General features: G+C 55.6%; 23 protein-coding genes. 17 read left to right on the top strand and 6 right to left on the bottom strand.

The features are described from left to right. Window positions 1–2 precede the first annotated feature (2 nt). From L6439_RS19815 to L6439_RS19800, 4 genes are all read left to right on the top strand, one after another. Entirely contained in the window at window positions 3–956 is a 954-nt protein-coding gene (locus tag L6439_RS19815) for an ABC transporter permease (protein ID WP_172878806.1), read from the top strand. 344 nt (window positions 957–1,300) lie between these two features. Further along, a complete protein-coding gene (locus L6439_RS19810) occupies window positions 1,301–3,976 on the top strand; it encodes a YhgE/Pip domain-containing protein (RefSeq protein WP_168183072.1) in 2,676 nt (891 codons plus the stop codon). 234 nt (window positions 3,977–4,210) lie between these two features. Continuing rightward, window positions 4,211–5,065 carry an aminoglycoside 6-adenylyltransferase gene (gene ant(6) / locus L6439_RS19805; protein ID WP_168183073.1) on the top strand — a complete coding sequence of 285 codons (855 nt, stop codon included), beginning with the start codon at window positions 4,211–4,213 and terminating at the stop codon, window positions 5,063–5,065. A 404-nt stretch (window positions 5,066–5,469) separates the two neighbouring features. Continuing rightward, entirely contained in the window at window positions 5,470–6,804 is a 1,335-nt protein-coding gene (locus L6439_RS19800) for a DRTGG domain-containing protein (protein WP_168183074.1), read from the top strand. Between the two features lie 89 nt (window positions 6,805–6,893). Here the strand turns inward: L6439_RS19800 and L6439_RS19795 are convergent, their stop codons facing one another. The 3 genes from L6439_RS19795 to L6439_RS19785 all read right to left on the bottom strand — a co-directional run bounded on the left by L6439_RS19795 (window position 6,894) and on the right by L6439_RS19785 (window position 8,149). Beyond that, entirely contained in the window at window positions 6,894–7,205 is a 312-nt protein-coding gene (locus tag L6439_RS19795; protein WP_172878808.1) for a YtpI family protein, read from the bottom strand. 82 nt (window positions 7,206–7,287) lie between these two features. After that, window positions 7,288–7,785, bottom strand: a complete 498-nt coding sequence (locus L6439_RS19790; protein WP_168182560.1) for a sporulation membrane protein YtrI — start codon at window positions 7,783–7,785, stop codon at window positions 7,288–7,290. Window positions 7,786–7,822: 37 nt separating this feature from the next. Next, entirely contained in the window at window positions 7,823–8,149 is a 327-nt protein-coding gene (locus tag L6439_RS19785; protein ID WP_006679841.1) for a YtrH family sporulation protein, read from the bottom strand. A gap of 155 nt (window positions 8,150–8,304) precedes the next feature. Here L6439_RS19785 and L6439_RS19780 point away from each other — a divergent pair, with 155 nt between their 5' ends. From L6439_RS19780 to L6439_RS19745, 8 genes are all read left to right on the top strand, one after another. Further along, window positions 8,305–11,919 (top strand): DNA polymerase III subunit alpha, encoded by a 3,615-nt coding sequence (locus tag L6439_RS19780; protein WP_213469554.1) that lies wholly within the window; start codon window positions 8,305–8,307, stop codon window positions 11,917–11,919. Between the two features lie 103 nt (window positions 11,920–12,022). After that, complete coding sequence (locus tag L6439_RS19775; protein ID WP_168181690.1) at window positions 12,023–12,523, top strand: phosphatidylglycerophosphatase A family protein; 501 nt, start codon at window positions 12,023–12,025, stop codon at window positions 12,521–12,523. Window positions 12,524–12,666: 143 nt separating this feature from the next. Continuing rightward, window positions 12,667–12,855 (top strand): glutamate decarboxylase, encoded by a 189-nt coding sequence (locus L6439_RS19770; RefSeq protein ID WP_087445247.1) that lies wholly within the window; start codon window positions 12,667–12,669, stop codon window positions 12,853–12,855. Window positions 12,856–12,980: 125 nt separating this feature from the next. Next, window positions 12,981–13,862: an acetyl-CoA carboxylase, carboxyltransferase subunit beta gene (gene accD / locus L6439_RS19765; RefSeq protein WP_168181691.1), complete on the top strand. Its 882-nt coding sequence runs from the start codon at window positions 12,981–12,983 to the stop codon at window positions 13,860–13,862. Next, window positions 13,852–14,832, top strand: coding sequence for an acetyl-CoA carboxylase carboxyltransferase subunit alpha (locus L6439_RS19760; protein WP_213469553.1), 981 nt, complete (start codon window positions 13,852–13,854; stop codon window positions 14,830–14,832). Before accD ends, L6439_RS19760 begins: the two co-directional genes overlap by 11 nt. 145 nt (window positions 14,833–14,977) lie before the next feature. Then, complete coding sequence (gene pyk, locus L6439_RS19755) at window positions 14,978–16,411, top strand: pyruvate kinase (protein ID WP_168181693.1); 1,434 nt, start codon at window positions 14,978–14,980, stop codon at window positions 16,409–16,411. 127 nt (window positions 16,412–16,538) lie between these two features. Next, window positions 16,539–17,021, top strand: a complete 483-nt coding sequence (locus L6439_RS19750) for an acyl-CoA thioesterase (protein ID WP_168181694.1) — start codon at window positions 16,539–16,541, stop codon at window positions 17,019–17,021. Window positions 17,022–17,082: 61 nt separating this feature from the next. Continuing rightward, window positions 17,083–17,487: an FxsA family protein gene (locus tag L6439_RS19745; RefSeq protein WP_168181695.1), complete on the top strand. Its 405-nt coding sequence runs from the start codon at window positions 17,083–17,085 to the stop codon at window positions 17,485–17,487. 897 nt (window positions 17,488–18,384) lie between these two features. Here the strand turns inward: L6439_RS19745 and L6439_RS19740 are convergent. Beyond that, window positions 18,385–18,906, bottom strand: coding sequence for a ClbS/DfsB family four-helix bundle protein (locus L6439_RS19740; protein WP_213469552.1), 522 nt, complete (start codon window positions 18,904–18,906; stop codon window positions 18,385–18,387). 190 nt (window positions 18,907–19,096) lie between these two features. Beyond that, window positions 19,097–20,212, bottom strand: a complete 1,116-nt coding sequence (ytvI, locus tag L6439_RS19735) for a sporulation integral membrane protein YtvI (RefSeq protein WP_213469551.1) — start codon at window positions 20,210–20,212, stop codon at window positions 19,097–19,099. Between the two features lie 315 nt (window positions 20,213–20,527). Here ytvI (L6439_RS19735) and citZ point away from each other — a divergent pair, with 315 nt between their 5' ends. From citZ to L6439_RS19710, 5 genes are all read left to right on the top strand, one after another. Then, on the top strand, window positions 20,528–21,640 hold the full coding sequence (gene citZ / locus L6439_RS19730) for a citrate synthase (RefSeq protein WP_168181698.1): 1,113 nt from the start codon (window positions 20,528–20,530) through the stop codon (window positions 21,638–21,640). A gap of 156 nt (window positions 21,641–21,796) precedes the next feature. Next, window positions 21,797–23,095 (top strand): NADP-dependent isocitrate dehydrogenase, encoded by a 1,299-nt coding sequence (gene icd, locus L6439_RS19725; RefSeq protein ID WP_213469550.1) that lies wholly within the window; start codon window positions 21,797–21,799, stop codon window positions 23,093–23,095. A gap of 12 nt (window positions 23,096–23,107) precedes the next feature. Further along, window positions 23,108–24,049: a malate dehydrogenase gene (mdh, locus tag L6439_RS19720; RefSeq protein ID WP_213469549.1), complete on the top strand. Its 942-nt coding sequence runs from the start codon at window positions 23,108–23,110 to the stop codon at window positions 24,047–24,049. Between the two features lie 141 nt (window positions 24,050–24,190). After that, a complete protein-coding gene (locus L6439_RS19715) occupies window positions 24,191–24,613 on the top strand; it encodes a hypothetical protein (protein ID WP_168181701.1) in 423 nt (140 codons plus the stop codon). 50 nt (window positions 24,614–24,663) lie between these two features. Then, entirely contained in the window at window positions 24,664–24,858 is a 195-nt protein-coding gene (locus L6439_RS19710; RefSeq protein WP_213469626.1) for a hypothetical protein, read from the top strand. A gap of 94 nt (window positions 24,859–24,952) precedes the next feature. Here the strand turns inward: L6439_RS19710 and ytvI (L6439_RS19705) are convergent, their stop codons facing one another. Next, entirely contained in the window at window positions 24,953–26,089 is a 1,137-nt protein-coding gene (ytvI, locus tag L6439_RS19705; RefSeq protein WP_168181702.1) for a sporulation integral membrane protein YtvI, read from the bottom strand. Window positions 26,090–26,218: the final 129 nt, after the last annotated feature.

The following is a 26,218-nucleotide window of genomic DNA, read 5'->3' as shown; positions in this document are numbered from 1 at the left end:
AGATGGAATTGCTCGGATCTTTAATCAACGGGACTCTCGTATTTGCAACAGCACTCGTCTTCGCCGCGCTGGGCGGACTCATTGCGGAGCGTTCGGGGGTTATCAACCTCGGATTGGAAGGCTTTATGGTGTCAGGCGCGTTTTCCTCCGCAGTTGTGGCTTATTATGCCGAACAGGCGGGACTAGGCGCGGCTTCTCCATGGCTGGGCTGTCTGGCCGCGCTTATCTTTACCGTTATCTTCTCGGGCATTCATGTCATTGCCTCGGTTCGCTTCAAGGCGAATCAGGTCATAAGCGGTATCGTGGTCAATATGCTCGCCGCCAGCTCCACCTTCTTCCTGGTGAAGCTCATCTTCGACGGAGCGGCCGAGACCCCGGTCATCAGCAATGTGTTCCACCGGATTCACATTCCTTGGCTGAGCGATCTTCCGTTCGTCGGCAGAGCGTTCTTCCAGTCTTACCCGACGACGTATATCGCGCTGCTGCTCGTCATCATCGTCTATTACGTGATGTTCAAGACGCCGCTCGGCCTGCGGCTGCGGGCGGTCGGCGAGCACCCGGGAGCGGCGGACACGGCCGGGGTGAAGGTCAACCGGCTGCGCGGCTGGGCCGTTATGGTCGGCGGATCGATTGCCGCGCTCGGCGGAGCGACGATTGCGCTGACGGCGAACAGCAGCTTCGCGTCCAACACGATCTCCGGCCAGGGGTATATCGCGCTGGCGGCGGTTATCTTCGGCCGCTGGAATCCGGTCGGCGCGACGTGCGCGGCTTTGTTCTTCGGCCTCGCGCAGGCGCTGCGCGATCAGGTTCAGCTGTACTCCTTCGCCAACGCGGTACCGACGGAAGTGTTCTATATGCTGCCGTACGTGCTGACGCTTCTCGTGCTGATCTTCACGGCCGGCAAGAGCAATTCGCCGTCTGCGCTTGGCGCGCCGTACGAGCCGGGCAAGCGGTAATATCTGGCAATCGAACGGGCGGGCCTATGCCTCCCTCTTCTCCAACGGGAAGAGGGAGGTTTTTTCATGTTCGGATTCCCCGCCGCATACATTCTTCGCAGCTTCATAAGCCGGTTGCGCGCTCCCTTTCATCCATGTCCCGGGCGGACCATGCGCGATTTTTTTAAAACAAGAGAAAACCGCTGTTTTTATATAAATTTTAAACCTTTTTTGAACCATTTTAAGGGGAATTGCCAAAAATAATCTGTTTGAATTCTGAAAAGGCGGGATGTATAATATCAAACATCTGCGATATCAGAACTATTTTAACAAAATGGTCATTCGGTCAGTAAGGAGGTGACAGCATGAAGAGTCTTCGGTTTTTTTGGTCGGAATTCATGGGAGTTGTCCGTTCGAAGGATGTCCTGGTTCCGGTACTCGGTCTCCTGGTTATCCCGCTTCTGTACAGCGGCGTCTACTTGGTAGCGAACTGGGATCCGTACAGCAATGTCAAAAACATGCCTGTCGCAGTCGTTAATGAGGACCGGCCGGTGATGTATGAAGGCAAGGAGATTGCGATCGGGCGCGAACTGATCGAGAAGCTGCACAGCAACGATGCGGTCGACTTCCATTTCGTGTCGCGCAAGGAGGGCGAGCGCGGATTAAGCGAGAACAAGTATTATTTGCTTATTATCGTGCCGGAGGAGATGTCGCATAATGCGACCACGATTCTCGACCCCCATCCGAAGCCGATGAATCTGATTTATAAGGAGAACAGCAGCTATAATTTCTTATCCGGTCAAATCTCCGACAAGGTCGTGCAGAGCATCAAATCAGAGCTGTCGCAAAAGGTGACGGAGACCTATGTCGAGCAGATGTTCAATGCGATCGACAGCGTCGCGGAAGGATTGGGCGCCGCCAGCGAAGGGGCCGGCAAAATCGAAGACGGTCTGAGCCAGTTGGGCGACGGAATCGAGATGTTCCGGGACGAGTTGAATGCGCAGGTCGACTCGAAGACGGCGGAAGCGGAGACGATGGTCGAGAAGATGCTGGCCGAGAACGAGAAGAAGCTCGATCGGCTGATTCATGACGAAATCGACAAAACGATGGATACGAAGAAGCCGGAGCTGATGAAAAAAGTCCACCAAGACATCGATACGGAAGCCGAAAAGTATACCAAGGTTGTCTATGATACCGTGCATACGCGGATCGACGACATGGTCAATGAGTATTCGCCATTGTCCAAGGAAAAGCTTCACGATCAAATCGACAAACAGTCCGTTATCTATGGAGCGGCAATCCGCAAGAAGCTGCATCAGGAAATCGACAACGCGTACAACAACAATCTGAATCAGGTGCTGGGCAAAATCAGCCGGGAAGTCGACAAGTCGGTTACCGAGATGGAGCCGGCTGCCCGGGTGAAAATGCACAGCATTATCGACAAGGAATACGAGAATGTAGACAGCTCGCTCCGTGCGACGCTGAACCATTACATTGATGAGAAAGTGGATCAGCTCTTCGACGGCGCCATCAAGCGCGGAAAGGAGCAGCTGGGTAAAATCCAGGCGAACCTCGATCAACTGGAAGAGAAGCTGAAGCCGATCGGCGAGAAGCTGCCTCCGGAGCTCCAGCAGCAGTGGGAAGCGGTGAAGAAGCAGCTCGAAGAGGTTCGAACCCAGATCGAAGATAACCTGACTCAGGCCAATCTGGAGCAGCTGCGCGACAAAGTGAAGCAGGATTTGAGCAACATGGTCAATAAGGAGCTCGACAGGTTGAAGCCGGCCCTGCTCGCCAAGCTGCATCAGGCGGCGGACCAGAAATTCGATCAGGTATACCCGCAGGTTCGTTCGCTCGCCCAGCAGGCGGCGATGTCCAAAGCGAATGAGCTGGCGCCGAAGCTGCTGGCCAAGGCGCATCTCGTGGCTGAAGATCTATATCAGGAAAAATCAAAACAACTGAACGACAAGCTTCATGATACGGTCGATACCAAATGGATGGAGTATGAGCCGAAGGTCGTCGCAGGACTCCATCGGAAGGCGAACGACGAGCTGAATCGGATGACGCCGGAGATTCTCGCCAAGATTCATCAGGCGGCCGATGACAAGGTGAACAGTCTGGAGCCGATGGCGCGCGACATGCTGCACGACATGGCGGAGATGAAGCTGAAGGAGGCCGCCAAAAAGGTGCAGGACATGATCTTCGTCAAGATGAGCGATATGCTGAATCAGGTGGATCAAGCGAAGGATGCGATCAACGGCGGATTTGATCAGCTGCTGGACGGGCAGGAGCAGCTGTTATCCGGCGGCGCGGAGCTTCGCCGGAAGCTTCAGGAAGGCGCGGATAAAGCGCAGCAGAACCCGACCGATAAGACATATGAAATGATTTCGTCTCCGGTTGGCAGCGATAAAGTCGCGAATCATGATGTCACGACCTATGGCGTAGGCATGGCGCCGTATTTCCTGTCGCTTGGATTTTTCGTCGGGGCATTGATGTTCTCGATGGTCTATCCGCTGCGGGAGACCTACAACCGGCCGCCTTCCGGCACGGCCTGGATGACGAGCAAATACGGGTTCATGGCAGTGGAGAGCGTTCTCCAGGTTGCCATTGCCGGACTTGTTGTTCTCAACGTGATTCATTTGCCGGTCACGAACGTGCCGATGTTCTTCGTCGTCTGTCTCGTTACCAGCTTAACATTCTTTGCCATGATCCAATTTTTCATCACCTCATTCGGGAATGTAGGGCGCTTCATTATCATTTTGCTGCTCGTGTTCCAGCTGTCCTCGACGGCAGGCACATTCCCGATTGAGCTAACGCCGAAATTTTTCCAGATGCTGCATCCTTGGTTCCCGATGACCTACACCATCCGGGCCTTCCGCGGCGTCGTGTCGCTGGGCGACATCCAATACGTCTGGTTGAATCTCGGCAAGCTGTCCATCTTCCTTGTCCTGTCGCTTCTCGGCAGCTGGATCTATTTCATTCGCAGCCACCGGAAGCTGGCCAAGACGGAGCCGTCGGCTGACGCAACCGCCGTGACCGGCTGACGCTGCAGCTTGAACCGATAGAGAGAAAGACCGTGAAAAAGATAGGTTAGGGAAGGCAACAGGAAAGACGCTTGGAACATTTCGTTCCGGCGTCTTTTTGTTCGCTGCAACCGGTGATGGACATGGTTCCGTGGCGAACAGAGCCAGGAAAATGAAAGAACAACGTCGAATATTCAAATGGAAGATACAGCTTGCGGCTTCATATCTTATACGTTCAGAACGGAGGACTATCCATTGAGAAGTGAACAAGAAATGATGAATTTGCTTGTCGATTTCGCCGGAGAGGATGAGAGAATCCGACTGGTCACCTTGGAGGGCTCGCGTACAAACCGCAATATCCCCCCGGATTCGTTCCAAGATTATGACATTTCCTACTTTGTAACCGATATCGATTCCTTCAAGGAAAACGATCAGTGGCTGGACATATTCGGGAAGCGGCTCATGATGCAAAAACCCGAGGATATGGAGCTTTTTCCATCGGAGTTAGGGAGCTGGTTTTCCTATATTATTCTGTTGGAGGACGGGAATAAATTAGACCTGACCCTTATTCCGGTTCGAGAGGTGGAGGATTATTTCGCCAAGAGCGACGGATTGGTGGAGGTCCTGCTTGATAAGGATGCCCGCATCCACACCGAAGTGATCGCAGACGACCGTCAATATTGGATAAAAAGGCCGACTGCAAGAGAATTTGATGACTGCTGCAATGAATTCTGGATGACCTCCACTTATGTGGTAAAAGGCTTGGCGAGAAAAGAACTCCTGTTTGCGGTCGACCATTTCCACGAGATTGCGCGGCCGAACCTGCTGCGAATGATGGCTTGGCAGATCGGCTCGGAGCGTGGATACACCTTCAGCGTAGGGAAGAACTATAAGTTTCTTGATCGCTGCCTTCCTCAGGAAGACTGGGAGCAGCTGCTCTCCACCTACTCCCAGAATGGTTATAAAGAAATGTGGCAGTCTTTATTTACTTGCTATGCACTATTCCGCGCGTACGCCAAGGCTGTGGCCGCGAGTCTCGGCTACCGCTATCCGGATTACGATGAAGCCATCACCAAGTATACTGAAAAGATCTATAAGTCATTGACGTGAGCCCAAATGGCCGCCCTTACCGTGGGCGGTATTATTTTGGGCGAACGCGAGTATCCCCGGAAGTTCCATATTTCGCGTAAGCCGATTCCCCTTGTTAGCCTCCGATGGCCAATATCCCAGCGGCTCAGAACCGGAAATAACGCATTCACCCGTTGACCCTTCATTTTTATTGAATCCGCTCATCCTTCAAGGCTTCGGTCAGAAATCTGCTGTTATACTCATATGCCGCCGGAATATGATGCGCTAATTTTGGGCGGTCCGCCGGTGCGCCAGCGCCTGTGAAGAGAGATTCCTTGTGCATGTTCAGGGATAAGGCCGCCGGAACCGATTTTTTTGCATCGCTCTTTCTTGATGTGCTATCATAAATACAGCATACAACAGATCGGAGTTCGGGGGTGTAACAGATGGAAGGGAATGATGGGACGGTCACGAAGTATGAGCAGTTGCTCCATCATATCGAGGGCTTGAAGCCGGGAACGAAAATATCGGTGCGCAAGCTGGCGAAGGAGATGTCGGTGAGCGAGGGGACCGCTTACCGCGCCGTCAAAGAGGCCGAGAGCATCGGCATCGTCATTACGAAGGAGCGGATAGGCACGGTCCGCGTGGAGAAGAAGCCGCGCAATATGTCGGACAACCTGACCTTTGGCGAGGTGGTCGACATCTTAGGCGGGCACGTATTGGGCGGCGGCAAGGGGCTCGAGAAGACGCTGAACAAATATGTCATCGGGGCGATGAAGCTCGACGCGATGGAGCGCTATATCGATGCCGGCAGCCTGCTTATCGTCGGGAACCGGGAAGATGCGCACCGGCTTGCCCTCCAGCATGGCGCGGGGGTCCTCATCACCGGGGGATTCGGCACCAGCCGCGAGGTCAAGCTGCTGGCCGATGCGCTGAATCTGCCGATTTTTTCGTCGAAATACGACACGTTCACGGTCGCCTCGATCATTAACCGGGCGCTGTTCGATCGCTTAATCAAGAAGAAGATTATGATTATCGAGGATATCGTCACGTTGAAATCGAAAATGTATGTGCTGCGTCCTTCAAGCACGGTGCATGATTTCGAGCGGATGCGGGAAGAGACGGGGCACAGCCGCTTCCCGGTCGTGGACGAATGGAACCGCGTCATCGGGATGATGACGTACAAGGATATGCTCGGCGCGGATTCCCAGCAGACAATCGAGAAGCTGTATACGCGAAGCCCTCTGACAGCCACGCTGCAGACGACGCTGGCTACTGCGGCCCATACGATGGTGTGGGAAGGGGTGGAGCTGCTTCCTGTCGTCGATCGGAGCCGGAAGCTGATTGCGGTCGTGACGCGCCGCGAGGTGCTGAACGCGCTGCGGGACGCGCGCCAGGAGACGCAATTGGGCGAGACATTCGTTGATCTGATATGGAACGGCTTCGAGGAACAGCGGGACGAGGAAGGAAATCCGTTGTTCCGCGGGGCGATTACGCCCCAGATGGTGAACGGCTTCGGCGCGGTGTCGGAGGGCATATTGACGACGCTGATGACGCAAGCCGCGCTGCGGGCGGTCAAGGAAATGCGGAGCTATGATCATGTGATGGACAATATCACCACGTATTTCGTCCGTCCGCTCCAGATTGAAGATGCCGTCACGCTGAAGCCTCAGTTGATCGAAATGAGCCGCAAGTTCTGCAAGCTGGAGGTCGAGATTCGGCATGGAGAGGTGCTGGCGGCCAAAGCGATGATGACGATGCAGTCGATCGATCACGACTGATCGCCGCTTTTCCACGGCCAATAGCCTCTGCCCGTCGCGGGCAGGGGCTATTTATGCGCCTTCGTGCGAGGCGCACGGGGGGCGGCGGCTTATTTCGAGGAGCCGACCCCGTCAAGAATGCGCTGGAAGTGCATATGGTTGCGCACGCCGGCCAGCAGATTGAACAGCCCGAGCAGCATGACGACGGCGCCGACAATGATGCGCATCGTCGAGGCGGAGTACACGATCGCCTGAATGCCGGCCAGGCAGAGCAGCATCAGTCCCATGCAGATGTTCATTCTGGCCGCGAACAGGCCGCGGAGCACCGTGTCCGTCTGCCGCCGGGAGCGGATGCTGAAAAAGACCGACAGCACGGATGTAATGCACAGTAACAGGAACAGCGTCCATTGAATCCATTCCATCAGGAAGAACTCTCCTTCTCACATGCTTTTCATAGGTTCTGGCTGTCCCTAGTGTATCACAGATCCCGCCGCATCCCAATATTTAGGGCACCTTCGCCGGAATATAAGGTTTTACATCGACCCATACGTGAAGCACGCCCTCCGTGACGAGCATCGTGCGAAGCAGTACGGCATAATCCTTTTCATGCACATCGGGATAAATTTTGTTGGCCAGCAGCCCCTCGACCAGCTTCGAATGCTCGTCGATCTGGAAGACGTCCCTGCCCTTCAAGCCGGATAAATCCTTGAGAAGGCGGCGCCGAATCTCGGTCTCATGGGCCTGGGGAAGAGCCGTGCCCGTGGCGGGCTCATAAATATGAACCTCGATGCTCTTGACAATCGTCCGCCGGTTCTTGTAGCGAAGCAGATCCTCCGCCTCCGCCTTATAGTGGGCGAGCCTGTCCTGCAGGTCGATGTTCATCATCATCAGCTCGTTGAACTGGTGCAAGTGCATCGCATGATATACCGCCGCGCCAATGACGATTCCGACGAGGACGAGCGCGATGTCGCCCAGCCATCTCGGTACTGCCTTCAACCGCATAGCCCCGCCCCCTCTCGCGGCCGGTGCTTGTCTGCGATTAGATTCGGCTTCGGCATATCCATTGAATCAGCTCGGTTCCCATATGGGCGCCGATGAAGGAGACGAGGATGTAGAGAAGCTGCTTGAAGACCGGGGAGAGGTTCCCGTCCAGGAAGTTGCTTTCGATGACGCGTATCGGGTCGATCGTTCCGCCGACGGCGGCGACGACGGCCCATATTTTCAATTGCTCGGAAATATGCTGCATCGTATCGACCGGCGATTGCAGCGCGACGACGGCCCCGATGCCGGCCAATATTGATCCGCCCAGCACGACGCCGAAGGCGATGAAAAAATCGATGAGCGCTTTGGACAGAAACGTACCCATTGAATGGTTTCTCCTTTCCTGCTCCCGCGGGTGCACGGCGGACAAGATGTCCTTTATACATATATAGAATTTCCGTGAAAAAATATGATACAATACAGGATAGACGAAAATATGTTCCCATACATAGCACGGCACATGAAGGGGAGGGGAAGGCTATGGAACCGTTCGTGCACCTGCACGTTCACAGTGAATACAGCCTGCTTGACGGTGCGGCCCGCATCGAGAATCTGGCCGCGCGGGCGGCTCAATACGGGATGAAAGCGCTGGCGCTTACCGACCATGGGGTCATGTACGGGACCATCGCCTTCTACAAAGCTTGCCTGGCGCACGGCGTCAAGCCGATAATCGGCATGGAGGCCTATGTGACGACCGGGTCGCTTCATGATAAAGGCTCCCGCAAGGAGCAGCCAATCTATCACCTGATTCTGCTGGCGAAGAACGAAGAAGGCTACCGCAATCTGATGCGGATTACGTCCATCGGGCATTTGGAAGGATTTCATTACAAGCCGCGGGTGGACATGGACACGCTGCGCCAGCATGCGGACGGCATCATCGCGATGAGCGCTTGCCTTGGAGGAGAGGTGTCCCAGCATGTGCTCCACGGGCGCGAAGAGGCCGCCCGGGAGGCGGCGGAACGCTATCGGGATATATTTAAGGACGGATTCTATCTGGAGCTGCAGGACCATGGGCTGCCCGAGCAGAAGAAGGTCAATCTCGGCCTTGCCGCGCTCAGCGAGGCGACGGGCATTCCGCTTGCGGTAACGAATGACGTCCATTATATGGAGGAAGAGGATGCCGCCGTGCAGGATGTCCTCATCTGCATCGGCACGGGCAAGACGAAGGAAGACGAGGATCGTCTGAAGATGGGGACGACCCAGATGTACTTCAAGTCGGCGGAGGAGATGAACGCGCTGTTCCGCCACGTTCCGGAAGCGGTGGCGAATACGGCGCGCATTGCGGAGCAATGTCAGGTGACGCTGGACCTTGGCGCCTCGATTCTGCCTTCCTTCGGGCCGTTGCCGCCGGGGGTGTCCGCCCCCGATTACTTGCGGCAGCTATGCCAGGAAGGGCTTGAACGGCGCTACGCGGATCTGCCCGTCTGGGCGGAAGAGGAGTTCCGCGCGGCGGCGCAGGATCGGCTGAACTATGAGCTGGACACGATCGAGAAGATGGGGTTCTCCGACTATTTCCTTATCGTGTGGGATTTCATCCGCTTCGCGCATGAGCAGGGCATTATGACCGGACCCGGCCGGGGCTCGTCCGCCGGCAGCTTGGTCGCCTACAGCTTGCGCATTACGAATGTGGACCCGCTCAAGTACCGGCTGCTGTTCGAGCGTTTCCTCAATCCTGAACGGATTACGATGCCGGATATCGACATCGATTTCAATGACGAACGGCGCGACGAAGTCATCCGATATGTCGCCGACAGATACGGCCATGACCGGGTCGCGCAGATCATCACCTTCGGCACGATGGCCGCGCGCGCGGCCGTACGGGATGTCGGCCGGGTGCTGAATGTGCCGTATAACGAGACGGATCGGGCGGCCAAGCTGATCCCGAACCAGATTGGCATGACGCTTGCCAAGGCGCTGAACGCAAGCAGCGAGCTCCGCGAATGGAAGCAGCGCCAGCCCCGCATCGGCGAGCTGCTCGACATGGCGGCGAAGGTGGAGCGGATGCCGCGCCACGCCTCGACCCATGCGGCGGGCGTCGTCATCAGCCGCGAGCCCTTGACGGATTACGTGCCGCTTCAGGCCGGGACGGAGCATGCGGCGCTTACGCAATATTCGATGGAGCATCTGGAAGCGGTCGGACTGCTGAAGATGGACTTCCTCGGCCTGCGCACATTGTCGATTATCGAGCGCACGCTTGGCTGGGTGAAGAAGGATACGGGAGACGAGATCGGCCTGAACGCGCTTGACGACACGGATCCGGCCACTTATGCGCTGCTGGGCCGAGGGGATACGACGGGCGTATTCCAATTGGAATCGGCGGGCATGCGCCGCGTCCTGCGGGAATTGAAGCCGTCGTCGTTCGAGGATATCATATCCGTTCTCGCCTTATACCGGCCGGGTCCGATGGAGTTCATCCCGAATTTTATTCAGAGCAAGCACGGCCTGAAGCCGGTGGAATACCCGCATCCCGATCTGGAGCCGATTCTCCGGGACACCTACGGAATAATCGTCTACCAGGAGCAGATTATGCACATCGCCTCGAAGATGGCGGGCTTCAGTCTGGGGGAAGCGGATCTGCTGCGGCGGGCCGTGTCGAAGAAGAAGCGCGAAGTGCTGGATCAGCAGCGCCAGCATTTCGTGGAAGGCAGTGTGGGGCAGGGCTACTCTTCGGAGGAGGCGAACCGGGTGTACGACATGATCGTCCGCTTCGCCGACTACGGCTTCCCGCGCGCCCATGCGGCGGCGTATGCCGTGCTCGCCTTCCAGACGGCATATCTCAAGACGCATTATCCGACAGAATTCATGGCGTCCATGCTGACGGCCAATATGGGCAGCCACCGGAAGGTGGCGGAATATATCGACGATTGCCGGCGGCTCGGCATCGAGGTGCTGCCGCCGGATGTCAATGAGAGCTTCGTGCCGTTCACGCCGGTCGCGGGCGGCATCCGCTTCGGCCTGGGAGCGATCAAGAATGTCGGCACGCTGGCGATCGACAGCATTATTCGCGAGCGGCGGGAGCGGCCTTATACGGATTTGCTCGATTTTTGCCAGCGGGTCGATCTGCGTGTCTGCAACCGGCGGGTCATCGAATCGCTCATTCAGGGCGGAGCCTTCGATTCCTTGCCGGGGCACCGGGCCCAACTGCTCGCCATGATCGACGAGACGCTGGAGGCGGCCGCGAAATGGCGCAAGGATCGGGAAGATTTGCAGATCCAGTTCCTCGATCTCGTCGAGGTGAACAACTGGACGATCGAGTATCCCGAGGTTCAGCCGCTCACGATGCCGCAGCAGCTGGAACTGGAGCGGGAACTGCTCGGCCTCTATCTGTCCGGGCATCCGCTGGACGAATATGATCAATTGCTGGAGGAGCTCGACACCGACCGGCTTGTCGACCTTCACGAAGCGCCTGACGAGAGCGAGTGCATCGTCGCCGGGATGATCGTGTCGCTCCGCACCATTTTGACGAAGAAGGGCAAGCCGATGGCCTTCGCCGAGCTGGAGGACCGCGTGGAGCGGGCCGAGGTCGTGCTGTTCCCGGAAGTGTGGAGACGGGCGGAGCGGCTCGTCGGCAAGGGCGCGCTCGTGGCGGTGCAGGCGAAGGTGCAGCTTGAGGACGAGGGTTTCAAGCTGCTCGCCCACGAGGTGGTGCCGCTCGAAGCCGGCGCCGTCTCCGGCCTGGCGAAGCGCGCCGCCGCCCGACGGAGGAAGCCGCTGGCGGCCGGAAGGGGCGCGCCCGACGCCGCCGCCCCCGCAGCTGCCGGCGCCGCCGGGCATCGCGCCGCGCCGCCGCGCCCGGCTCCGGCCCGCCAGCCGCAGCAGGCGCCATCGGCGGGCTCCGGCGCCAAGAGCGCGCCGCGCGGGGCGAAGCGCCAGCGCGTCTATATCAAAATCACGGCCGACCGCGAGCGGCCGGAGCTGCTGGAGGAGCTCAAGCGGCTCCTCCGGACGCAGCCCGGCCCGCTGCCGACCGTGCTGTTCTACGAACGCGAGCAGCAGCTTCTCGCGTTGAACGACTCGTACGCGCTCAAGCCTTCGCCGGAGCTGTTCAAGCGCATCGAGGCGCTGTTCGGCGAAGGAAGCGTACGCGTAAAATAATGATAGAGCGGTGAACATTTCCCCGCCCTTCCGCATACATTTTAGATACGCCTCCGATTAGGAGACAAGTCCGAACGGAGGACTGGGAAGGGAGGGGATCGCCATGCCGATCGACATGGCCGAGCAGTGGCTCAACCGGCGGGGGGTTACCCTGGACAGCATCGCGGACATCGTGTATCGGCTTCAGTCGCCTTACAATGCGTCGCTGACGATGGAAGCGTGCCTGGAGAGCGTGCGGACGGTAATCCGCAAGCGGGAAGTACAGTATACGCTCATCACAGGCATTGCCCTGGATGAGCTGGCGGAGCAGAAGCGGCTGCCCGAGCCGCTGCAATCGATTATGGAAGCGGATGAATCCTTGTACGGCGTGGACGAGACGCTCGCGATGGGGATTACGAACGTATACGGCATGATTGGATTAACGAGCTTCGGCTATTTGGACAAAGCGAAGATCGGCGTCATCCGCGAACTCAACGATAACCGGGATCAGGTGCACGTCTTTCTTGACGATATCGTCGCCGGATTAGCGGCGGCGGCTTCCGCCCGCATCGCTCACCGGAACCGGGACGCGCGCAGCTATAATCCGGCAGATGAGGCGTTGTAGCTTGAGCGAATGCTCCGAGGACTCCCCTGACATACATGACGGCGAACGATTACACCGGATTTGGTTGCGGTGAAAATGTCAATTATGTTATCATTATGGCATTATATGAGCCGTACTTGGGACGTTAGGGGGGTCATACGCGCATGTGGACAGTCATCTACATCGCACCGACTGCCAATTTAGCAGAGAAGATCCGGATCAGATTGACAGAGGAAGGATTTCTCGTTCAGGTTCGACCTGTCCATCTCTCCAAACAACAATTTGAAATCCTGGTACCTTCCGGGGAAGTCGAGGAAGTTCAAGAGGTGCTCAATTCGATTTTGCATGCATGAGACGGCTGATGGATGAACGCTAGATTGTTCAGACAGCCGATTTTTATTGCCTGCGGTTAGGACAATCTCTGGGGAGCCGCAACGCTGCTCCTTGTTGAGAAATCACGCCTAAAGAGGTGTAACGGGTGTTTAAAGACTTATTTCAAAAGAAAAAGTACGCAACAGTACCTTCGCCGATAATGAACGATGATCGTCCTAAGCGTGAAATACCCGAAGGGTTGATGAACAAATGCCCGAAATGCGGCACGATTCAGTATCATAAAGAATTGCAAAAAAACCTGAAGGTATGCTCGGAATGCAATCATCATCTGCGATTGAATGCGTGGGAACGCATCGAAATGACCTTGGATGAAGGCCGTTTCTTTGAATATGACGCGGAAATGGATTCGGTCGACCCGCTTCAGTTCCCGGATTATATGGAGAAGCTGAATCTTCAAAAAGCAAAGACGGGTTTGAAAGAAGCTGTAGTTACCGGCGAAGGCACCATTGGCGGTTTTCCGGTTGTGGTTGCCGTCATGAGCTTTGAGTTTTTCACGGGAAGCATGGGTTCGGTCGTCGGCGAGAAGGTGACGCGCGCGATCGAGACGGCGCAGCAGAAGCAATATCCTCTGATCATCTTCTCCACCTCCGGGGGAGCGCGGATGCAGGAGAGCATCCTGAGCTTGATGCAGATGGCGAAGACGAGCGCGGCTCTGGCCAAGTTCCACGAGGCCGGCGGTTTGTACATTTCCGTCTTCACCGATCCGACGATGGGCGGCGTATCGGCCAGCTTCGCGATGCTTGGCGACATTATTCTCGCGGAGCCAGGCGCTAGAATCGGCTTTGCCGGGCGGATTGTCATCGAGCAGACGATTCGCCAGAAGCTGCCGGACGAGTTCCAGACGGCGGAATTTAACTTGAAGCACGGACAGATCGATCTGGTCGTCCCGCGCAAGGACATGCGCCAAACATTGATCAAGCTGATTGATCTGCATACCGTGAAAGGAGAGGTGACGCATGGCGGGTGAGCTTCCGTTCGAGCAGCCTTTGGTAGAGTTGAAGAAGAAAATTGACGAGCTTAAGCGGTTCGGCGAAGAAAAAAACATAGACTTTACTGAAGAGATCGCCCGGTTGGAGCAGCGTTACGCCAAGCTGGCCGAGGACATTTACACCACGATTAGTCCGTCCCAGAAAATGCACTTGGCACGGCATCATCAACGTCCGACCGCGCTTGATTTCATTCAGCATATTTTTACCGATTTCATCGAACTGCATGGAGACCGCCTGTTCGGCGACGATCTCGCGATTGTCGGCGGATTGGCGCGTCTGAACGGCATTCCCGTCACGGTTATCGGCCATCAGCGCGGGAAGGATACGAAGGACAATATTGCCCGCTTTTTCGGCAGCCCCCATCCGGAAGGCTTCCGCAAGGCGCTGCGCCTAATGCAGCAAGCGGACAAGTTCAATCGCCCGATCATTACGTTTATCGACACGAAGGGCGCCTATCCGGGCAATACGGCGGAAGAGCGCGGCCAATCCGAGGCGATCGCCCGCAATTTGCGGGATATGATGCTGCTCCGCGTTCCGGTCATATGTGTCGTTATCGGCGAGGGCGGCAGCGGCGGAGCGTTGGCTCTGGGCGTGGGCAACCGCGTGCTGATGCTTGAAAACGCGATCTATTCCGCCATCTCCCCGAACGGGGCGGCCTCCATTCTGTGGAAGGATGCATCGAAGGCTGATCAGGCGGCGGAAGCGATGAAGATTACGGCAGACGATCTGAAGGAAATGGACGTCATCGAGGAGATCATTCCCGAGCCTCAGGGCGGGGCCCACAAAGACGTGGAGGCCGCTTCAGCCGAAGTCAAAGAAGCGCTTGTCCGCCATCTGTCAGAGCTGCTGGAGATGAGCGCCGATGAACTGCGGGAGGACCGTTACGAGAAATTCCGCCGCATCGGGGTTTTTGAAGAACAAACCAAGGTCGGAAGTACCGAATCATAAAAACGGTATATGCTGGCAAAACTAAATATTATGATAATCTTCATATACAAACTTGCCGATTTATAGTAAATTAGATAGATGAGAGCATACGCAAGATATGCAAAAGTAGACATAAAAAGAGAGCACAACATTGGAGGAAACTCATATGCGTAAAACGAAAATTGTCTGTACGATCGGTCCTTCCAGCGAATCCTTGGAGAACATCAAGAAATTGATTATGGCCGGCATGAATGTCGCCCGTCTGAACTTCTCGCACGGCGACTTCGAAGAGCACGGCAACCGCATCAAAAATATTCGCCAGGCTTGTGCCGAGCTGAACAAGACAGTTGCTATCTTGCTCGATACCAAAGGCCCTGAAATCCGCACGGGAAAATTGGCGGTAGAGCCGATTGACCTCGTTCAGGACGAATATGTTACATTGACCACGGAAGAAATTTTGGGAGACAAGGACCGCATCTCGGTTACATATAAAGAATTGCCGCAAGATGTGGAAGTCGGTTCGACGATTCTAATCGACGACGGTCTGATCGGGCTGTCTGTCGTTGATATTCAAGGCACGGAGATCAAATGTAAAATCGTTAACGGCGGAACCATTAAGAGCAAAAAAGGCGTAAACGTTCCAGGCGTGAAGATTTCCCTGCCGGGCATTACGGAGAAAGACGCAAATGATATCCGCTTCGGGATTGAACAGGGTATCGATTTCATTGCGGCTTCTTTTGTGCGTAAAGCGAGCGACGTCATGGAGATCCGCAACCTGCTCGAAGAGAACAAGGCAGGCCATATCCAGATCATCTCGAAAATCGAGAACCAAGAAGGCGTGGACAACCTCGACGAGATTCTCGAAGTGTCCGACGGCCTGATGGTTGCGCGCGGGGACCTCGGCGTTGAGATTCCGGCCGAAGAAGTGCCGCTCGTTCAGAAGCGCATGATTGAGAAGTGCAACCTGGCCGGCAAGCCGGTCATTACCGCAACGCAAATGCTTGATTCCATGCAGCGCAACCCGCGTCCGACCCGCGCCGAAGCGAGCGACGTAGCGAACGCCATCTTCGACGGCACCGATGCAATCATGCTGTCCGGCGAGACGGCTGCAGGTAAATACCCGGTAGAGTCGGTATTGACGATGTCCCGCATTGCGGAGAAAGCCGAGTCTGCGCTTGAATATCATGAGCTTCTGGCGAAGCAAAGCTCGAAGCAGCAGGCGACCGTAACCGACGCGATCAGCCAAGCGGTAGCGAATTCTGCATTGGAGCTGGATGCAAAGGCCATTATCAGCTCTACACAGACAGGCTATACGGCACGGATGGTATCCAAGTATCGTCCAAAGGCGCCAATCATCGCTGTTACTCCATCGGAGCAAGTCATGCGCGGACTGTGCCTGTCCTGGGGCGTCGTGACCGTCAAGAGCGAAGCGGCTAATTCGACGGACGAGATGTTCGATGAAGCGGTTCGCGGCGGCGTGAAGACGGGTATCGTATCCGAAGGCGACCTCGTCGTCATTACAGCAGGCGTGCCTACCGGCTGCGCAGGCTCCACGAACTTGATCAAGATTAGCCAAATCGGTCAACACCGCATTTCCTAATCGGCAGATTTGGAGACGGACAGACATCGATTTCATAAAAAACGAGCAGAAGCAATGGTGCAACCGCCATTGCTTCTGTTGCATTTGTGAGCGGAGGCTCCATAGGATACAATAGGGGGGAATGGGGATGAGCGATTCCGGAATGAGCCCGCAAGCTGCGTGGCATGGATTTCCGTTGCGCGTCCGGTATCAGGAGACCGACCGGATGGATGTCGTGTTCCACGGCAATTACGTTACCTGGTTCGAGGTGGGCCGGACCGAATGGATTCGGGCCCAAGGTTTAACCTACCGTGAACTGGAAGCACGGGGGTTGCTGCTGCCGGTCGTCGATCTGCATCTGCATTTTATGCGCCCGGCGGTATACGACGATACGGTGGTCGTATTCACGAAGCTCGTTCAACGGACGGCTCTGCGCCTTACCTTCGCCTCCTGCGTATGCCGCGCAGGCGAGGGGGGTGCCGACGAAGCCGGTTGGTATACCGAGCCGGAGGGCGAGCGCCTCGTCGAAGGCGAGACGACGCTGGCATGGCTGAACGCGAACTGGAGACCGGCCCGGATCGAGCGGGAAGCGCCTGATGTATGGGAGTTGCTGAAGCGGGCGTGCCCTTGACGCTCCTTCACAGGCTGCTCCGAAGCGGCGGATGTAACTTTAGTGGGAAGGAGATGCGAGCATGAACCCGATCATGATAGGCATACTTATCGTATTGACCTTAATTCCGGCCTTGGAGATATATGGCTTCCTCCTCGTCAGCGGCTGGATAGGAGGGTGGAACACGTTCCTCCTGATCCTTCTGACCAGTGTGATCGGTGCGGTCATCGCGCGCTATGAGGCGGCCCAAGTATGGGGAGATGCCCAGAAGCAGCTTCAAGCGAGACAGGTTCCGGGACGGGCGGTCATTGACGGGCTCTGTATATTGGCGGGCGGCGTACTTCTGCTGACCCCCGGGTTTTTCACGGATATTGTGGGCTTCACGCTCGTGTTTCCGCTGACCCGGCCCCTATACAGGCATTATTTGCTCAAATGGATTGAAAAGAAAATGAAGGACGGCAGCTTCATCTACTATCGCCGGTATTGATGAAGTCTGCCTGAGCAGACAACGACATGATGCATGCATCATGTCGTTGTTTTGTTCCGGACACCTGTGAGCGGGGATCCCATTGCATCAGGACAGGTAAGCCCATATGAGCGCGTTATAGACGATATCCCGTTGGGTCAGGGCAGGAAAGTCCGAATGAGCGCGTTATAGACGATATCCCGTTGGGTCAGGGCAGGTAATCCGAATGAGCGCCTTACAGACGATATCCCACTGCGTCAGGGCAGGAAAGCTCATATGAGCGCCTTATAGACGATATCCCACTGCGTCAGGACAGGAAAGCCCATATGAGCGCCTTATAGACGATATCCCAATGGGTCAGGGCAGGCAAGCCCGAATGAGCGCCTTATAGACGATATCCCACTGCGTCAGGGCAGGAAAGTCCGAATGAGCGCCTTATAGACGATATCCCAATGCGTCAGGGCAGGAAAGCCCGAATGAGCGCCTTATAGACGATATCCCAATGCGTCAGGGCGGTTGAGTATCCAGCATCCGCCTTATAAATATCCCCTCCATGAAGGGAAAACAGAAGCGGGGAAACCGGCTTTGCGCCGAGATCTATCCAGACTTCTTCGTTGGCAAGGCTTCGGCCCCTGACTTGTTGGGATAGCGGTTATAAGCACTTCCCGATAGGACATCTCCATTCGACAAAAGTCTGTACAAGCCCTAGCATTTAAAAAATCACATGAACAAGCCGATGAACAAGAACTTACAAGCACTTGGACAAGCAGTTGAATAAGAACTTGCATTCGTACACGTACCGCCGATGGTCTCCGGCACGCTCCATCTGTTCAACGATTTGCGGCAGCTTGGCGGGCCGCATCCCGCCCTTCCGGGTTCCGGAAGCCGTATCGACGGGACAGATACAGACATATTGAGCTATGCTTGCCCCTGAACCTTTTTCCACTTCCTGATCTTGGTCCGGAATGTTTTGAAGGGAGCGGCGGAATTGATGTGAATCCATCGGGCCATGGGCCAGTTCGGTTTGTCCCCGGTCCATTTGCGGACAGATTGTACGAACAGCTCTTCCTCGGTCAAGCTGTCGATCCAGTCCAGCCACTGGCGCTCGGTGCGCCGGAACAATTCCCGGAGATCGGTCAAGGAATGCTCGGCGTAAGCCGCGTAGAACGATTGATACAATGGACCGAGCTGGTTCCATTTATAACCCGGGGCCGGCATGATAACGGGTTTTCCCGCCAGTTCATCTTTGTCCCAGCCCATAACAAGGTTCAGCCAGCCGAGCTGGTAGGCGATGATTTCCGCGGGAGTTCGATCGGCTTCGGGCACCCTGCAGTCTTTTTCCCTATCGTCAATCCCTTCGAACTCGCCATCCAGCAGCAGATAAGCGGCATGGATCGCTTCCTTCAGTTCTTGTTTCGAGTTGTATTCGTAGCTTGCCATAGCGGCGCTCCTTATCAGGTTTTCTATTTATTCTACTGGATTGAACTTGACAGGCCTATGTCATATTCATAACCTACTCCGCAGTAAAATTCATAACTTTACATCGGAATCATGCGGCCGAAGCTCCAGAGCGACAAAAAGAGGGAGACTTCTCCCCTCAGTGAGAGTGCGCCAACCTTGCCCCGGACTCTCAATGTCTTCCGGCCATAATGTAGTTGCGCAAATCCGTGAAGATTCCGGCCCGGTGCAGCGCGGCGATGATGACGACGGCGACGGGGCCGGCGATCAGGCCGAGTACGCCGAGCAGCTTGAGACCGGCAAAGGTGGCCATAAGCATGATGAGCGGATCGAGCCCGAGGCTGGAGGCAAGCACTTTCGGCTCCATCACCTGACGGGCGACGAGGACAATCGCATAGAGGACGGCAAGTCCAATGCCGAAGGAGGTATTGCCGATCGCGAAGCTGTAGACTATCCAGGGCACCATGACCGCTCCGACGCCCAGATAGGGGAGCAGATCGACGAGGCCGACCAGCAGCCCGAGGGTGATCGCGTACTCGACCCGGAGCAGAATAAGGCCGATCGTGACGAAGACCATCGTCATGGAGATGAGCAGGAACTGCGCCCGGCAGTAGCCGAACAAGGCCCCTTTCAGATCGTTCCAAATGGTGCCGGCAGGTGTCCGGAGCGGCTCCTGAACCCAGGAGAGGACCGCGCGCCGCCACCGCAGCCAGTCCTTGCTGATGAAGAAGGCGGCAAGCAGGACGACGATCGCAATGGTCGCAACGTTAGGCAGACTGGTCAGCAGCCGGACGATGCCGTCCAGGAAGAGCGTGATCAGATTCGTAATCGCGGTTGTTACGGTCTGTGCGGTATCTGCCAGATTGCGGTTGATCGAATCCTGGACATTTGGATTGTCCTTGTAGATGGAGCTGATCAAATGGATGAACTGCTGCACTTCCCCGCTGTCGAAAAAACGGACGAAGAGCTCCCGCCATTGATTGAGCGTGTAATCCATCGTTAACGATACCGTATATATTTCCTTGACGATACGCGTAATAACGGCCGCCGCAATCGTCATCATTCCGAGCAGGAACAGAAGCAGCGACACCGTGACGCTGAGCCAGCGGGGGAAGCGCAGCGATTCGCTCATCCAATCGACGATCGGGTTCAGCAGGAGAGCGATCAGCCACGCGATCAAGAACGGGTACATCACAGGCAAGAGAACATAACAAGCGACGCAGACAAGGATGGATCCTCCCAGGACGAGGCTTCCTCTCCACAGCCGTTTCAACAGTATGTGATTCATTTTTCCGTCTCCTTTCCGGCTTGGGTGACCGGGCTTCCTGCTTCCCGGATCCGAACGTGGGACAGACCTCTATATGTAATGCTATGCTTAAAATCACAAGACTTTCATTTTTTTTTCACAAAAAGCATTTATAGACGTGATAAAGCATTTCTATCCACATTCTGTAATGAAACCGTTCACAGTTCCGACAAAATCCTTTATGATTTAAAGTAGAAAGAACCTGCCTATTTCCAAATAGTCAGGGAACATCAGGATTGGCAGAGAAAAGGGAAGCTGGGATTGATATAGGTTAGTAATGCAAAGGAGAGAGGACAGATGACAGCGACGAAAGGTTTGGAAGGCATTGTTGCAGCGGAATCGTCAATCAGCTCGATTATCGACGGCACGCTGACCTATCGCGGTTACAATATCGACGATTTGGCGGACTACGCGGCCTTTGAAGAGGTCGTGTACTTGCTCTGGCATGGCAAGCTGCCGAACCGTGACGAATTATCTGCATTACAGAAGCAATTCGATGAGAATGCGGCGATTTCTCCCGCCGTCATCGATCAGATGAGATTGTATCCGTCGAACGCCAATACGATGGCTGTTCTCCGCTCCGCGATTTCCGCCCTGGCTCTGTATGACGAGTTGGCAGACGATATGAGCCGGGAGGCGAATATCGCCAAGGCGGTGAAGCTGCAGGCGAAGCTGCCTGCCGTGGTCGCGGCTTATGCACGCCTTCGCGCGGGCAAGGAGCCGGTGGCGCCGCAAGCCGGCCGTTCCATCGCATACAATTTCCTGTATATGCTGACCGGGGAAGAGCCGGAGGCAAGCGCGGTGAAGGCGATGGACAAAGCGCTCGTCCTTCACGCAGATCATGAGTTAAACGCTTCCACGTTCGCCGCCCGCGTCACGGTGGCGACGTTATCCGACATCTATTCCGGCGTCGTGTCGGCTATCGGAGCCTTGAAGGGGCCTCTTCATGGCGGAGCGAACGAAGCCGTCATGAAGATGCTGGAAGAGATTGGATCGCTTGACCGCGTGGAGGATTACATTCAAGAAAAGCTCGCTCGCAAAGAAAAGATCATGGGCTTCGGACACCGCGTCTACAAGAACGGAGATCCGAGAGCGAAGCATCTTCAGGCGATGTCCCGCGAGCTTGGCAGCAAGTGCGGCAATCTCGAGCTGTATAACATGTCGGTGCGCATCGAAGAGATTGTGACCGGTCAGAAGGGGCTCAAGCCGAACGTAGATTTCTATTCGGCATCGGTGTACACGCTGCTTGGCATTCCGCGGGATCTGTTTACTCCAATCTTCGCGGTAAGCCGGGTATCCGGTTGGACGGCTCATATATTGGAGCAGTACGAGAACAACCGGATTATCCGTCCGCGCGCCGAGTATACCGGACCGGCCGTCCAGCGCTACGTTCCGCTTGCGGATCGATAATCGCCGCCGGACACGGGACGGAGCGGCGCATAATCGAATTGGCTTGTGCTACCAGACGGCGGGTTGCTACAATGGAGTTGTGGCTCCCGCCGATCGTATGGCAGATTGAGGCCGCATCGCGTGGTGGTGCGGCAATTTACTTAAGGAGGAACGTCCATGGTTCAATTGGAAAAGTTCGAGTTACCTACTGAAGGCGAGAAAATTACAATTCAAGACGGCAAGCTGCAAGTGCCGAACCATCCGATTATCCCGTTCATCGAAGGCGACGGAACGGGCCGCGATATTTGGCGCGCGTCGAAGCGGGTGCTCGATGCCGCGGTCGAGAATACGTACAAGGGCGAGCGCAAGCTGGCTTGGTACGAGGTGTTCGCGGGCGAGAAGGCCTACAACACATACGGCGAATGGCTGCCGAATGATACGCTGACAGCGATTCGTGAATATATCGTGGCGATCAAGGGACCATTGACGACGCCAATCGGCGGCGGCATCCGTTCCCTGAACGTGGCGCTTCGCCAAGAGCTGGATCTGTATACCTGCCTGCGGCCTGTCCGCTATTTCAACGGCGTCCCGTCTCCGGTCAAGCGTCCGGAATTGGTTGACATGGTTATTTTCCGCGAAAATACCGAGGATATTTATGCCGGCATCGAGTACGCTTCCGGAACGGAAGAAGTGAAGAAAGTGATTGCCTTCCTGCAGCAGGAGATGGGCGTCAAGAAAATCCGCTTCCCTGAGACTTCCGGAATCGGGATCAAGCCGGTCTCTTCCGAAGGCTCGAAGCGCCTCGTGCGCGCGGCGATCGAATACGCGATCAAGCATAAGCGCAAGAGCGTGACGCTCGTTCACAAAGGCAACATTATGAAGTTCACGGAAGGCGCGTTCAAGAACTGGGGCTACGAAGTGGCCGAACAGGAATTCCCTGAGCAGACGTTCACTTGGGGCCAATACGACCGCATCAAGGAAGCGGAAGGCGTAGACGCGGCGAACAAGGCCCAAGCGGAAGCGGAAGCGGCCGGCAAGATCATCATCAAGGACGCCATCGCCGATATCGCGCTGCAGCAAGTGCTGACGCGTCCGAAGGATTTCGACGTCATCGCTACGCTGAACCTGAATGGCGATTACTTGTCCGACGCGTTGGCTGCCCAAGTTGGCGGCATCGGCATTGCGCCTGGAGCGAACATCAACTATGTGACTGGACATGCCATTTTCGAAGCGACGCATGGAACCGCGCCGAAGTACGCCGATCTGGATGTCGTTAATCCGGGCTCCGTTATTCTGTCCGGCGTCATGCTGCTGGAGCATCTCGGCTGGCAGGAAGCTGCCGACCTGATCTACAAAGGCATGGAGACGGCCATCAACAACAAGACCGTAACCTATGATTTTGCCCGTCTGATGGACGACGCAACGGAAGTGAAATGCTCGCAATTCGCTGATCATATCATTAACCATATGAAATAGGGGGTCACCGGAATGGCTATTCGGCGCAACAAGATTACGGTAGTCGGTGCAGGATTTACCGGCGCCACCACTGCCTTGATGCTTGCCCAAAAGGAGCTTGGAGACGTTGTATTGGTGGATATCCCCCAGCTCGAGAATCCGACCAAGGGGAAGGCGCTTGACATGCTGGAAGCAAGCCCGGTGCAAGGGTTCGATAGCCAGATTACAGGCACCTCCAATTATGAAGATACGAAGGATTCCGACATCGTCATCATTACGGCGGGCGTTGCGCGCAAGCCGGGCATGAGCCGCGACGATCTCGTCAACACGAATGCCGGCATTGTCAAGTCCGTTTGCGAAAATGTGAAAACGTATTGCCCCAATGCTTACGTCATCATTTTGAGCAATCCGGTCGATGCGATGACCTATGCGGCATTCAAGACGCTCGGATTCCCGAAGAACCGCGTCATCGGCCAATCCGGCGTGCTCGACACGGCACGTTACTGCACGTTCATCGCGCAGGAATTGAACGTGTCGGTGGAAGATGTGCGCGGGGTCGTGCTGGGCGGACATGGCGACGACATGGTGCCGCTCGTTCGGTACACGAATGTCGGCGGCGTGCCGATCGAGAAGCTGATTCCGAAGGAGCGCATTGACGCGATCGTGCAGCGCACCCGCGTCGGCGGAGGCGAGATCGTGAATCTGCTTGGCAACGGCAGCGCCTACTATGCGCCGGCGGCTTCGCTGGTTCAGATGACCGAAGCGATTCTGAAGGACAAGAAGCGCATTCTGCCGGTCATCGCTTACCTGGAAGGCGAATATGGCTACGACCAGCTGTTCATGGGCGTCTTGGCCGTACTGGGCGGCGACGGCATCGAGAAAGTGATCGAGATTGACTTGACGACGGAAGAGCGGGCGGCATTGGACAAATCGGCCGAGTCCGTACGGAATGTTATCAAAGTTGTCTCCGGATAAATCGAAATTGTGACAAATATTATAGCGAGATGCAGAAAGATGGCCTGGAAATGGCCATCTTTCTTTGTGTTCAGAGGGAGAGTCTAGTATAATAGGAAACAATATTACATACTTCACATGACTATGGAGGGAATGTTCCTTATGTACACGGCTCTTGTACTGCTGCACATTCTGGGCGCAGTCGCGATGGGGATTTATGCGGTCATCCCGTTTGTCGTCAATAAGCTGAAGCTTGTATCGGCATCGGGACAGGAGGGGCTGCTGCTTGGCGTTCATTCCGCGAACCGGATTGCCCAATATGCGCTCATCGCGCAATTTCTGACAGGCGGCTATATGATTGGCAAAGGCAGCTATTCCATGCTGTGGATTATCTTGACGATGGTAGTGTTCCTCGCCATTGCCGCGCTAGGCGGAATTATGGGCAAGCAGATCAAGGTTGCGCTGCAGTCGGCGAAGGCCGGCCAGACCAATACGGCAGCGATTGACAAGACGCAGATGTTCGGTACGCTCGTCTTTATCCTGTTCATCATCATGGTTATATTGATGGTCTACCGCAACATTTGACCGGAAGGCAGATGAGGGAGGGCCGTCCTGTACGTCATGCAGTTTGACGTATGGGACGGCCTTTTGCATTATTTTTTCACTACCATGTTCCGAACGATGTCGTCTTTACGGAAGAATATTCGGTCCGATCCGCAACAATCGCCGTATATACGCTGCTGGGCGTGAACAAGCCAATCGCCCCGATCAACGAATATCAATATGATATTAGAACGCTGCTGAATGGACTGGTCACTTCCTTCCGGTAAGAAGGGGCTTGAAGAGATACGGCAGCTTTGCCAAGCAAGAGAGCGCATTCCGGAAAATGGCGCTCTCTTTCTTGTCCTTGCGAAGCTGCGCTGCTTATTTAGGTGCCGGAGGCGCGGCCGGGAAGAAGGAGCCGGTCATAATATACCGCCAGATATCGCGGAATACATGAGCCCGCTGCAGCGCCGTCAGTATGACGAGGGCGATGATGCCGACGAAAATGCCGATCACTCCGAACAGGTGAAGTCCCGCGAACAAAAAGATTAACAGCAGGAGCGGGTTCAGTCCGATGCTGGCCCCGTACACCTTCGGTTCCAGGGCGTGCCGCGTGACAAGGATGATCGGCCACAGCACCAGAAGACCGGTGCCCAGGAACAGGTTGCCTTCGAAGAAGGAGAACACGGCCCATGGGACGACAATGGCTGGGATGCCGATGAGCGGAATCAGATCAACGATGCCGCCGATAATGGCGATCGTGAAGGCGTACTCGACGCCAAGAACAAGCAGCCCGAGGAAAAAGACGAGTGCGGTTATGCTGGATAAAATAATATGGCCCTTTACATATCCGAAAATGGCATGCTGCAGATCGCCGATGACGGCGCCAAGGGAGGTGCGCACCCGTTCGGGCACCATCTGCTTGCTCGCGGCCGCCAGCGTATTCCACTGTCTGCTGATCAGATAGGTAGCGACCATAATAATGACAGTGATGACCGCCAGTTTGGGCAGGAACAGCACGGTCGCTTTAATAAAGTTGAATAAATAGGCGACGAGGGCCGAGCCGGTCGTCGCGATCGCGCTCGTGTATTTCGAGAGCGACGATTGCAAGTCGATCGATGTCAGCGTCTCATTCAGATCGGTCAGGAGCGCCTGGAATTCAGCGGAATGATAGTAGTCATTCAGCCAATTCCTCCACTCCGCGATCTGCTCCTGCACGAGGCTGACGATATGCCAGGATTCTGCCACGATCTTGGTCGTGAAGACGAAGATCGCGAACCCGATAATCGATGCGAACAGCAGAATGGAGGAGGCTACGGCGATCCAGCGCGGGAACCTCCATCTCCTCTCCAAAAACCGTACGAGCGGATTCATCATATAGGCCAGCAGCCAGGCGATCAAGAACGGATAAATAATCGGGAAGCCATAATAGAAGAGAAAAATAATCCCGAGCGTAACGATGGTTACCCATAGCCCGCGAAAAATGCGATGAACCAGTGTGACATTGAATAATGGCATGATGTTCTTCCTTTCTTCCTATCCGACGGCGACAATGTTCGCTGTATTTTTACCTTAATTTTAACAGACCGCGGGATGATTTCCAAAACCATAACAGTCCGTGGGATAGGAAGAAGGAACTGCCGGAGC

Origin of the sequence: Paenibacillus dendritiformis, from assembly GCF_021654795.1 — a bacterium.
Taxonomy (GTDB): Bacteria; Bacillota; Bacilli; order Paenibacillales; family Paenibacillaceae; genus Paenibacillus_B.
The sequence above is the reverse complement of the archived record's forward strand: the minus strand, read 5'-3'. Positions and strand labels throughout refer to the sequence as shown.